Annotated in this window: 11 protein-coding genes; 3 read left to right on the forward strand and 8 right to left on the reverse strand. The window is 68.3% G+C overall.

Annotated features, from left to right (window positions below):
• Positions 1-118: 118 nt before the first annotated feature.
• Both OKW78_RS01875 and OKW78_RS01880 read right to left on the reverse strand, forming a co-directional pair.
• The gene (locus OKW78_RS01875; protein WP_281193644.1) at positions 119-1,291 is read right to left on the reverse strand and encodes a 3-dehydroquinate synthase II; all 1,173 of its coding nucleotides are present in this window, start codon (positions 1,289-1,291) and stop codon (positions 119-121) included.
• 107 nt (positions 1,292-1,398) lie between these two features.
• On the reverse strand, positions 1,399-4,062 hold the full coding sequence (locus OKW78_RS01880; protein WP_281193645.1) for a heavy metal translocating P-type ATPase: 2,664 nt from the start codon (positions 4,060-4,062) through the stop codon (positions 1,399-1,401).
• A 176-nt stretch (positions 4,063-4,238) separates the two neighbouring features.
• On the opposite strand from OKW78_RS01880, the gene OKW78_RS01885 reads away from it, so the two are divergent.
• Positions 4,239-4,916, forward strand: coding sequence for a DJ-1/PfpI family protein (locus OKW78_RS01885; RefSeq protein WP_281193646.1), 678 nt, complete (start codon positions 4,239-4,241; stop codon positions 4,914-4,916).
• A 49-nt stretch (positions 4,917-4,965) separates the two neighbouring features.
• Entirely contained in the window at positions 4,966-5,799 is an 834-nt protein-coding gene (locus OKW78_RS01890) for an HNH endonuclease (RefSeq protein WP_281193647.1), read from the forward strand.
• Here the strand turns inward: OKW78_RS01890 and OKW78_RS01895 are convergent.
• On the reverse strand, positions 5,796-6,080 hold the full coding sequence (locus OKW78_RS01895) for a transcriptional regulator (RefSeq protein WP_281193648.1): 285 nt from the start codon (positions 6,078-6,080) through the stop codon (positions 5,796-5,798). The two genes, OKW78_RS01890 and OKW78_RS01895, sit on opposite strands and share 4 nt — an antisense overlap.
• Before the next feature lie 97 nt (positions 6,081-6,177).
• Here OKW78_RS01895 and OKW78_RS01900 point away from each other — a divergent pair, with 97 nt between their 5' ends.
• The gene (locus OKW78_RS01900) at positions 6,178-7,152 is read left to right on the forward strand and encodes a nucleotidyltransferase family protein (protein ID WP_281193649.1); all 975 of its coding nucleotides are present in this window, start codon (positions 6,178-6,180) and stop codon (positions 7,150-7,152) included.
• A 71-nt stretch (positions 7,153-7,223) separates the two neighbouring features.
• Here OKW78_RS01900 and OKW78_RS01905 read toward each other — a convergent pair whose 3' ends face one another.
• From OKW78_RS01905 to OKW78_RS01925, 5 genes are all read right to left on the reverse strand, one after another.
• The gene (locus tag OKW78_RS01905) at positions 7,224-7,742 is read right to left on the reverse strand and encodes a macro domain-containing protein (RefSeq protein WP_281193650.1); all 519 of its coding nucleotides are present in this window, start codon (positions 7,740-7,742) and stop codon (positions 7,224-7,226) included.
• 23 nt (positions 7,743-7,765) lie between these two features.
• Positions 7,766-8,008: a hypothetical protein gene (locus tag OKW78_RS01910; RefSeq protein WP_281193651.1), complete on the reverse strand. Its 243-nt coding sequence runs from the start codon at positions 8,006-8,008 to the stop codon at positions 7,766-7,768.
• Between the two features lie 87 nt (positions 8,009-8,095).
• Positions 8,096-10,189, reverse strand: coding sequence for an o-succinylbenzoate--CoA ligase (gene menE, locus OKW78_RS01915; protein WP_281193652.1), 2,094 nt, complete (start codon positions 10,187-10,189; stop codon positions 8,096-8,098).
• A 30-nt stretch (positions 10,190-10,219) separates the two neighbouring features.
• Positions 10,220-10,654 carry a universal stress protein gene (locus OKW78_RS01920; RefSeq protein WP_281193653.1) on the reverse strand — a complete coding sequence of 145 codons (435 nt, stop codon included), beginning with the start codon at positions 10,652-10,654 and terminating at the stop codon, positions 10,220-10,222.
• Between the two features lie 74 nt (positions 10,655-10,728).
• The coding region (locus OKW78_RS01925; RefSeq protein WP_369335023.1) for a transcription initiation factor IIB family protein at positions 10,729-11,294 on the reverse strand (566 nt) is incomplete at its 5' end.

The raw sequence follows: 11,294 nt of genomic DNA on the forward strand, positions 1-11,294 counted from the left end.
ACACGCGGGCGGTCCGTCCGCCTCCGACATCGACGACGTGGTCCAGAACGGAGCCCCACGCGAGAGCCCTCCCGCGACGAACGAGGTCGTCGGATCGAGCGAAGCGGGGGAACGTGGTTCACTTCTCGATGATGCTCTCCTCGACCGCCTCGCCGAAGTGGCGCGCGACGTCCTCGTAGTAGACGAGCGCCTCGTCCCCCTCCTCGAGATCGGTGACGGCGGTCCGCCCCTCTCTCGTGGCGACCTTCACGGTCTCGGCGTTCTGGATCAGCGTCTCGATCCGGTCGACCCCGTCGTCCGTCTCGAGTTCGGCCTGGACGCGGAACATCGGACGCTTCTCGATCTTCACGCGGCCGACGATCGCCTCGCGGGTGTCCCCGTCGGTGTCGACGATCTGGACCTCGTCGCCGCTCGACAGCTCCGCGAGGTAGTTGGTGCCGCCCTCGGGGTTGCGCACGTACGCGTGGACCGCGCCCGCGTTCACGCGGAACGGGCGCGACTCGACGTACGGCGACTCCGCGGTCTCCGCGTGGACGAAGAAGAGCCCGCGGGACATCGACCCGATAAGCATCCCCTCGTCGCCGTCCATCAGCGAGCCGGTGTCGATACAGACGCGGTCCGCCATGCCGGTGGCTTCGACGGCGGTCACCTCGGCGTACCGGAGGTCGAGCGTCTCGCGGTCGGCCGCGTCGCGCGCCTCGACCGCGCCGCGGATCTCGTCGGGCGAGTCGGAATCGAGGAGCACCCCGTCCGCGCCGATCTCGAGCGTCTCGAAGGCGGTTCGCGCCTCCGCCGCGGTCGTCGCGCCCGCGATCAGGTGGGTCTCCTCGCCGACGCGCGCGATCAGGTTCTCGAGGGGGATGATGGACCAGTCCTCGCCGACGATCACCGTGAAGTCGGCCGCCTCCGCCGCCGCCTCGGCGAACGCCTCGTACTCCGTACCGAGCACGCGGACGTACGCGCCCTGTGCACGGTCGTCACGTCGCCGGAGGGTCGTGAGGTCCGCCGACCCGGAGAAGTCCTCGGGAAGGTCGATGGTGCCGTCCCCCTCGCCGCCCTTCCCGACGAAGTAGGCGTCCGCCTCCGCGTTCTCGTCGTCGCCGTCGACGACGTCGGCGTCCGCGAGAAAGGCCGCCACGTTCACGTCGCCGAGCTCCCTGACGCGACCGACGTCGGTCTCGTCGACGAGCACCCAGTCCGCTCCCGCCTCGATGGCCGTCGTGATCCGTCGCTTTCGCGTCTCCCAGTCGCCGACCGCGCCGTCGGCTTTGATCCAGACCGTGCGTGTCATTACCCGTATCTCACGGGCGCGTGGCTTGAAAACTGCGAAAGGGACATGCGAACGGGGCCGCGTGGACGCCGCCGGGAGAGGGGCGTTCAGCGAATGGAGGGGACCGCTCAGCGAAGGCGACCGAGCAGTTCGTAGTCGTGATCGGGCGTGTACCGACGGAACAGCAGGCTGTTCGACAGCACCGACACGCTCGAGAACGCCATCGCGACGGCGGCGAGTACGGGCTGGAGCAGCCCGAGCGAGGCCAGGGGGATCATCGCCGTGTTGTATCCCAGCGCCCACACGAGGTTCTGTCTGATCTTCGCGAGCGTCGCGTCCGAGATGCGGATCGCCTTCACGACGTCGACCGGGTCGTCGCGCATCAGCGTCACGTCGGCGGCCTCGATGGCGACGTCCGTGCCCGAGCCGATCGCCGTGCCGACGTAGGCGACCGCGAGGGCGGGCGCGTCGTTGACGCCGTCGCCCACCATCATGGCCTTTCGACCGCCCTCCTGAACCGATTCCACGGCGTCGGACTTGTCCTCGGGAAGGACCTCCGCGCGGACGTTCCGGGGTTCGATCCCGACCCGTTCGGCGACGGCACGTGCGGTCCGCTCGTTGTCGCCGGTGATCATCATCACGTCGATGCCGCGCTCTCGAAGCTGGCTCACGGCGTCCCTCGCGGTCTCCTTGACCGTGTCCGCGGCGGCGACCACGCCCACGATCTCACCCTCCGCTCGCGACTGATCGCCGCTCGACTCGCGGTTCTCGCTTCGCTCCGAGCCGCGCAGCGCGACCAGCATCGCCGTCTTCCCCTCCTTTTCGAGACGCTCCATCGTCTCCAGGGCGGGCGAAGGGTCGATCCCGTCGTCACGGAGGAGCTTCCGATTGCCGACCAGCACCTCCCTGCCGTTCACGGTGGCTTTGATGCCGTGGCCGGGGACGTTCTCGAAGTCGTCGGGGTCGACCACGTCGATGCCGCGATCGAAGGCCCCGTCGACGATCGCGCGGGCGAGCGGGTGTTCGCTCCCGCTCTCGGCGATGGCCGCGAGCCGAAGCACGTCGTCCTCGCTGAGCGGCTCACGGGCGGCCAGATGGCCTCCGTCGGCGGAGAGCGTCCCGTCGTCGCGGTCCCCGACTGGCCGCTCCCCGTCGTCGAGGAGGACCACGTCGGTCAGCTCCATCTCGCCTCTCGTGAGCGTCCCGGTCTTGTCGAAGACGACGGTGTCGACGTCCTTCGCGCGTTCGAGGACGTCGCCCCCCTTGAACAGGACGCCGTTCCGCGCACCGAGGGTCGTGCCGACCATCGTCGCGGCGGGGGTCGCCAGGCCCAGCGCACAGGGACAGGCGATCAGTACGGCGGACGCGAACACGATGACCGAGAACTCGAAGACCGAGACGCCGCCGGCGGCGACGGGACCGCCCGCGACGAGCCCCCACAGCGGGAGGGTATCGACGAAGCCCGCGAGGGCCTCGGGAAACAGGTACCAGACGACCCCCCAGAGGACGGCGTTGACGATGACCGCGGGGACGAAGTACGCGGAGATCCGGTCGGCGAGGTTCTGGATGTCGGGCTGGCGCGACTGCGCCTCCTTCACGGTCCGAACGATCTGCTGGAGCGCCGTGTCTCTCCCGACCTTCGTCGCCTCCACGACGAGCACGCCGTTCTCGTTGATCGTCGAGCCGACCACCTCGTCGCCCTCGGACTTCTCGACGGGGACGGACTCGCCGGTCACCATCGACTCGTCGACGGCCGACTGGCCGTCGACGACGACCCCGTCGGTGGGGATCTGCTCGCCGGGCCGGATCTTCATCCGGTCGCCGACTTCGACGTCCTCGAGCGGGACCTCCACCTCGTTCCCGTCCTCGTCAACGACGGTGGCGGTGTCGGCCTCCATCTCCAGGAGCGTCCGGAGCGCCTCGCCGGCCTGTCCCTTCGAGCGGGCCTCGAGGTAGTTGCCGAGCGTGATGAACACGAGGATGAACGCCGCCGTGTCGAAGTACAGGCCGCCGGCGATCGTCCCGAGCAGGACCGCCACGGAGTAGACGTACGCGGTGGTCGAGCCCAGCGCGATCAGCACGTCCATGTTGGCGCGGCCGTTCGTGACGAGCGCCTTGTAGGAGTTCTCGTAGAACGGCTTGCCGAGCACCAGCTGGACGGGCGTCGCCAGCGCGAACGCGACCCATCCGGACGGAACGCCGACGAGTTCGTCCCCGACGAGGCCGAGCGCCAGCAGGTGATCGACCATGAACACCAGCAGGGGCAACGACAGGACGGCGCCGAACAGCGTCAGCCGGAGCTGCCGACGGATCTCCTCCCGCCGGGCCGTCTCCCGGGGGTCGCCGTCGGAGCCGTCGTCGGTCTCGCCGTCCTCCCGAACGGGCGAGTAGCCGGCCTCCTCGATCGCGTCGTAGAAGTCCTCCGGGCTCGCTTCGGCCGGGTTGTACGTGACCCGTGCCTCGTCGGTCGCGAAGTTGGCATCGGCGTCGACGACGCCCGGCGTCCGTTCGAGCGCGTCCCGTATCGTCTCCGAGCAGTTCGCACACGACATGTCGGTGACCGCGACCGTGATCGTGTCGCTCACCGGCGAGTAGCCGGCCCCCTCGATCGCGTCGTATATCTCGCCGAGCGAGACCTCGTCGGGGTCGTACGCCACCGAACCCTCGTCGGTGGCGAAGTTGACGTTCGCCTCGGAGACCCCCTCGAGCGAGCGAACGGCGTCGGAGACGGACTGGGAGCAGTTCGCACAGCTCATCCCCTGAACGTCGATCCGGCTTCTTCGCGTACTCATCGTTCGTTCATACGGGCTCCCCATTCAGTGGTGTTTCCCTTTCGAAAGTTCGGATATCGCGGGTCAAGAGTTTCGAATACGAAGCGACCGCGTCGAGTATATAAACTACTCGCCCGCCATCGCCGCTGCCGAGCACGGACGCCTTTTCAGTCGGCGGGCCGAACGAGAGGGCACCCATGACAAGCGCGCTGTTCGTCGTGAGCGAGGAGGGGTACTGGGCCGAGGAGTGTCTCGAGCCGCTGACGACCCTCGAATCGGAGGGCGTCGACGTGACGGTCGCGACGCCGTCCGGGTCGCCGCCGGTCGTCGACGAGCGGTCGTTGGAGCCGGACGCCGCCGGCGGCGAGGAGACCGCCGCGGAGTTCCGCGAGATCGACGCGGAACACCCGGAACTGAACGATCCGGAGCCGCTGGCGGCGGTCGACGCCGCCGACCACGACGCGGTCGTCCTCCCCGGCGGCCACGGGACGGTGTGGGACGTGAACCAGGACCGACACGCGCGCCAGCTGTTGCTCGACGCGGTCGCGGGCGACGAGGGCGTGGCGCTCGTCGTCTGTCACGCGGTCGGCGTCCTCGCGTTCACGCGCGAGGCCGACGGGACGCCGCTCGTCGAGGGACGCTCCGTCACCGGCTTCCCCAACGAGTGGGAGGAGGGTATCGTCGACGACGATGACGTGCTGCCCGACGGACGGAAGCTCCCCTACTGGGTCGAGGACGAGGTCCGGCTGGCCGGCGCGGACTGGGACGCCGAGCTCGACGCCGACGAGAGCGTCACGGTCGACGGCGACCTGATCACCGCCCGCGGACCGGGGTCGTCGTCGGCCGCGGCGGCGACGCTGCTCGAGGAGTCGTAATCCGTTACACGCACGTCAGCTATTTTTATTGTGAGCGTGAGCCTGATACGTGAGGCTTTCAGATCTCGATTTGGAAGTCGGTGAGAGATACACATCCGACAGGCTACAGTCGGTTTTCGACCGTGGGATGACAGGGAGAGGAATCGAGATCTGTTATGACTCGGACGACAGACGATATCTCCGGCTGTTTGCGCGGGGTGATGGTCCTTACGCTGATAAGCTCAGTGGAGACGAATTCACGTATGTCGGGGAGGGTCAGAGCGGAGATCAAGAGCTGACGGCCGGAAATCGATATCTTGCAGAAGCAAAAACGGCACCGCTCCCGATATTTTTCTTCTATAAACCGTCCGGAGGTGACGCCTGGGAATATCGTGGACGGGTTGAGGTGTTAGCGTTCGATCGAGTTCGGCGAAACGGGCGGCGCGTGTTCGAGTTCACGCTGACATACGACACAAAGGAACGGGTCGATCGATCCTCACATGCTTCGGATATCTCTCCACCAAAGCGGGTCGAGACGCGTCGTTCTCGAGTAATCCGCGACACGCAGATCTCGTCTCAACTCAAGGAGGAATACAGATTCGAATGTCAAATCTGTGGAGACGTTCGTCGACAGTCGCCCAGTGAGGGATATGCCGAGGCACACCACGTTCGGCCACTCGGATCCCCGCATGACGGCCCGGATGTTCGTTCGAATCTCATCGTTGTGTGCCCTAACCATCACGCCGATTTCGATTACGGGATGCTCTCGATCGATCCAGAGAGCGGTCGAATCGCCCATGCGTACGATCAGAACGTGGACGGGACGACACTCGAAACCCGGCCGGATCACGAGATCGATCCGAAGTTCCTACGCTATCACAACCACGAGATCGCTGATTTCTAGTCCGATCTCCGGATCACGAACGCCGGCTCCTCGATCCGCTCGCACTTACACTCCGGACACCGTGAGGGGGCGTTCAGCGGGTCGTCGAACCCGTCGAACCCGCAGTCGCGACACGTCGGCGGCGAGACGAGGAACGACTCCTCCCCGTCGACCGACCGGGAGACGTGTTCGAGGTGCTCGTAGACGGTCGACGTCGGCAGCGAGAGGTCGGCCGCGATCTCGCTCGCCGTCGCGGGCTCCTCGCGGAGGCGCTCGGCGATCCGCTGGCGGGTCGTCTCCATACGTCTCGTCTCGTCGCCGCGGGAGAAAACGACGGCGAAGCTTCCTACGGTTGACACAGACAAAAGAAGTATGCCGACGGGGGTAGAGGATGTGCGTATGAAAGCAGTGGTACTTGCCGGCGGATACGCGACGAGGCTCTGGCCGATCACCAAGGACCGACCCAAGATGTTCCTCCCCGTCGGCGAACGAACCGTCATCGACGAGATCTTCGCCGACCTCGAGGCGGACGAGCGGGTCGACGAGGTGTTCGTTTCCACCAACGAGCGCTTCGCCGACACGTTCGACGAGTACCTGGCCGAAAGCGACTTCGAGAAGCCGACCCTCTCCATCGAGGAGACCGTCGAGGAGGACGAGAAGTTCGGCGTCGTCGGCGCGCTGGCCCAGCTGGTCGACCGGGAGGGCGTCGAAGACGACCTGATGGTCGTCGCCGGCGACAACCTGATAAGCTTCGATCTGGCCGAGTTCGGCGACTTCTTCGAGGAGAAGGGAACGCCGGTGCTCGCCGCCTACGACGTGGGATCGATGGAGCGCGCGAAGTCGTACGGGCTCGTCGACCTCGACGGCGACCAGGTGATCGACTTCCAGGAGAAGCCCGAGGACCCAAAGAGCACGCTCGTCTCCATCGCGTGTTACGCGTTCCCCGCCGAGACGCTGCCGGACCTCGCGACGTACCTCGAGGACGGGAAGAACCCCGACGAGCCCGGCTGGTTCCTCCAGTGGCTCCAGTCGCGCGAGCCGGTCCACGCGTTCACCTTCGACGGCGCGTGGTTCGACATCGGTACCGCCGAGAGCTACCTCGACACCGTCGAGTACGCGCTCGACGGCGGAAGCCTCGTCGACGACGGGGCGACCGTCGGGGACGCCGAGATCGGCGACGTCGTTCACGTGATGGACGGCGCGGAAGTCACCGACAGCTCGCTCGAGCGCGCCGTCGTCTTCCCCGAGGCGACGATCACGGACAGCGACGTAAAGAACACCGTCGTCGACGAGCACGCGACCCTCGAGGAGGTCGAACTCACCGGATCGCTGATCGGCGCGTACACCTCGATCACGAGCGGCGAGGACTTCTAGGCGGGTCGGCGTCGTCGGGCGATCGGCATCGGCGGGCGATCGGCGTCGTCGACGTAACCGTCGCGTCCGCGTCAGCCCCCACCTTCACCGCGAACCGCGTCGGCAACGCGCCGAATCGTTTCGTATTCGTCGCTCGAGTACGCGATGAAGCGTACGTCTCGCAGGCTTTCCGGGTCGTACTCGTGGATCGTCTCCGCGATGATCCGCGCGCCCTCAGCGAGGTCGAACCCGGCCACGCCGCAGCCCAGCGCGGGGACGACGAGCGATCCACAGCCACGCTCGTCGGCCGCAGCGAGGGCGTTCCGGGTGGCGTCCCGGATGCTCTCGGCGGTCGCGCGGCCGTCCCCGTAGTGGGGCATCGCCGCCGCGTGGACCACGACCTCGGCGTCCAACTGGAACGCATCGGTGACGGCGACGCCGCCGAGATCGACGGGGCCTCGCTCCATCGCCGCCTCGTTTATCGGGCCGTTCGCCGCGCGTCTGAGCGCGCCGGCGACGCCCGAACCCATCCGGAGGCTCGTCCCCGCGGCGTTCACCAGCGCGTCGGCCGACTGCTCCGCGATGTCGCCCTGGACGACCGTGAACTCCATGCGCGGGCGATCGGTCGCCGCGGTCAAGAGCGTTCCGCGGGAACGGTGGGACCGTCGCTCCCCTCTCCGGTCGTCTCCGCGTGCGTGTGGTGGTAACAGTCGAGGGCGGGGTCCCCGGTCGCGGTCGTCGCCGGCTGGAAACACACCCGCCGGTAGCGCTCGTTCTCGAGCAGGTTGACCGTGAACCCGTCGGCGTGTCGCGAGACCGACTCGTAGCGGTCACCGCAGGCGGGACAGACCTCGGGCGGATCGTCGGGCACGTACACGGGTCGTCTCGGAACGCGGTTACGGTCCGGGACGACAAAACGGGTTCGCCGACGGATGGACGCGCCGGAGCGCCGGCGCGCCGACCGTCACTCCGCGTTCGTATCTCCGTCCTCGTGTCCACCGGTCCCGTCCGGGTCGACGTCCGAGTCCTCGCTGCCCCCGGAGTTCTCTCCGTCTCCGGACTCCGCCGATCGAGCGGGACCCGTCCGGTCGTCGCGGCTCTCCTCGAGCACTTCCGCGGTGAGGTCGGTCCGCGCTCGCCTGGGGTCGACGCCGTCGGCCGCCGAACCGTTCGAGTGCTCTGGTCGGTCGTGATCGGAGCCGCCTTCGCCGTCCTCGGCGTCGGCGCCTTGGACGTCAGCGCTCTCGCCGTCGCCGTCCTCGGGATCTCCGTCGGCCGGCTCGGGATCGGCGGGTTCGAATCCGGCACTCCCGAACCCGCCGCGCGGGTCGTGGCCCGTCTCGTGGAGCCGCTCCCGGACGGCGTCCCGGTCGATCGTTCCCGAGACGGTCCGCGGGAGCTCGTCGGTGTAGGCGATCGTCTTGGGGATCTTGAAGCCGGCGAGCCGGTCGCGGGCGAACTCGAGGAGCGCGTCGTCGAGTTCGTTCTCTCCCGCCGTACCGTTCCCGGACTCCCCGTCGTCGGCCGTCGAATCGATCCCGAGGTCGTCGTCGCGCTCGTTGCCGGCCTCCGGTCCGTTACCCGGCTCGTCGCCGGCCTCCCGCCCGTCGTCGTCGGCTTGCCGGCCGACGGCGTCGCCCTCGGCGTCGGTCTCCGCCTCGTCAGTTTCGAGGCCGTCGTGGCCGCCGATCGGATCCGCGTCGTCTTCGGTCGGACTCCGCATCGCGTCCGTCCGGTCGCCGACCGCGACGAGCGCCGCGACGCGTTCGCCCCACTCGTCGTCCGCGAGACCGACGACGGCGACGTCGTCGACCGCGGGATGACCGGACAACACGTCCGACACCTCGCCGGGCTCGACGTTCTCGCCGCCGGTGACGATCCGGTCGTCGAGCCGGTTGAACACGTACAGGTAGCCGTCCTCGTCGAGGCTCCCGACGTCGCCGGTGTGGAGGCCGTACGGTCCGAACTCGGAGCCGGTCGCGTCCGCCCCGAGGTATCCCGGCGTTATCGTCGGACCGTCGACGACGATCTCGCCGGTCTCGCCGGGGTCGACCGGGTCGCCGTCCTCGTCGACGACGACCACGTCGGTGCCGAAGATGGGGCGACCGACCGTGTCGGGGCGATCGCGGGTCGCCTTCGGCGTGGCGGTCGCGACCTGCGAGGCGGCCTCCGTCATCCCGTAGGTCGGGTACACCGGGATCGAGTAGTCCCGACAGCGCTCGATCAGCTCCTCGGGGGCCGGCGCGCCGCCGAGGAGCACGACCCGCAGCGTGTCCGCGAGCGTCCCCCGCCGGTCGAGCATCCGCTCGAGCATCGTCGGCACGAGCGAGACGCCGGTGACGTCGTACCGGTCGATGTCGTCGGCGGTTCCGCCGGGGTCGAACCCCTCCCGGAGCACGAGCGTCGTTCCGTAGAGCACCGACCGGTACACCGGGGCGAGCCCGCCCATGTGGTGGAGCGCGAGCGAGACGAGCCAGCGGTCGTCCGGGTCGACCCCGAGCCGGAACGCGGAGGCGACGGCGGAGGAGTAGACGTTGCCCGCGGTGAGCGGGACCGGCTTCGGTACGCCGGTCGTCCCCGACGTGAAGAGGATACAGAGCGGGTCGTCGAATGACCACTCGCCCGGATCGACCGGATCGGGGTCGGCGTCGTGGACGGCCGTGACCGCCGCGTCGGTCGGCTCGTCGACGGAGAGCACGGGAACGTCCTCGACCGCCGCGAGCGCGTCGGACTCCGTCGACTCCGAACAGACGACCGCGTCGAGGTCGGCCCGCTCGACTCGCTCGCTCAACTCGCGCGGGGTGAGGTCCTCACCCAGCGGGACGAAGGTCGCGCCGACGCGCATCGTCGCGTGGACGAGTCCGACGGTCCCGACGTACGGCGGGGTGAGCACGCCGAGCCGGTCGCCCTCGCGGATCCCGTGTGCGGCGAGCCGGCCCGCGGTCTCCGAGACGAGTCGGTCGAGGTCGGCGTACGTCCAGGCCTCCCCGTCCTCCGCGCGGATCAGTCCGATCCCGTCCGGCGAGGAGACGACGCGGTGGGTGAGCCAGTCGCGCATGGTCAGGTGTGTGAGACCCGGGGAGACGGCTCACTCATCGCTCGGCTGTCGGACGGTCAACACCGGTACGTCCGCGGTCCGGACCACCCGCTCGGTCACGCTGCCGAGCAGGTACCGATCCAGTCCCTTCCGCCCGTGCGTGCCCATCACGATCATGTCGATCCCGTGTTCGTCGACGTACTCGCGGATCGATCGGTAGGCGGTCCCCGACGCCACCGTCGTCGTCGCCTCGACGCCCGCGTCGGCCGCGGCGTCGGCGACGCGCTTCGTCGCCTCCTCGCCCTCCGATTGGAGCGCGTCGACGACGATCTCGGATCCGGCCTCCAGCGTCGAGTACGCGGAGCCGTCGACGACGTAGAGCGCGTGGAGGCGGGCCCCGTACCGGTCCGCGAGGTCGATCGCGTGTTCGATCGCGGCGTCGGAGGCGGGACTCCCGTCGGTCGGCACCAGAATCTCGTCGTACATCTCGTCGGTCGATACGCCGGGTGGCGATTAAAAACCCGATCCTCCGGTCGGCGACGGTTGCGCCCGATGACGAATCAACGGAAGCCCATGGCCTCGATCTGCTCCTGATACCGGTTGCGGATGGTGACTTCCGTGACCTGGGCGACGTCGGCGACCTCGCGTTGGGTCTTCTTCTCGTTACACAGCAGCGACGCGGCGTAGATGGCGGCGGCGGCGAACCCCGTCGGGGACTTCCCCGACAACAACCCCTGCTCGGCGGAGACGTCGATGATCTCGGTCGCCTTCGACTGGACCTCCTCGCTGAGTTCGAGCGAGGAGGCGAATCGCGGGACGAACTGCTTGGGATCGACGGGCTTGAGCTCCAATCCGAGCTCCTGGGAGATGTACCGATACGTTCGGCCGATCTCCTTTTGCGGGACCCGGGACACCTCCGCGACCTCGTCGAGCGATCGGGGGATCCCCTCCTGTCGGCAGGCGGCGTAGAGGGCGGCGGTGGAGACACCCTCGATGGAGCGGCCGCGGATGAGGTCCTCCGAGAGCGCGCGTCGATAGATGACCGAGGCGACCTCCCGAACCGACCGGGGGACGCCCAGCGCGCTCGCCATGCGATCGATCTCCGAGAGCGCGAACTGGAGGTTGC

The sequence above is a fragment of the Halorubrum sp. F4 genome (genome assembly GCF_027257195.1).
Taxonomy (GTDB): Archaea; Halobacteriota; Halobacteria; order Halobacteriales; family Haloferacaceae; genus Halorubrum.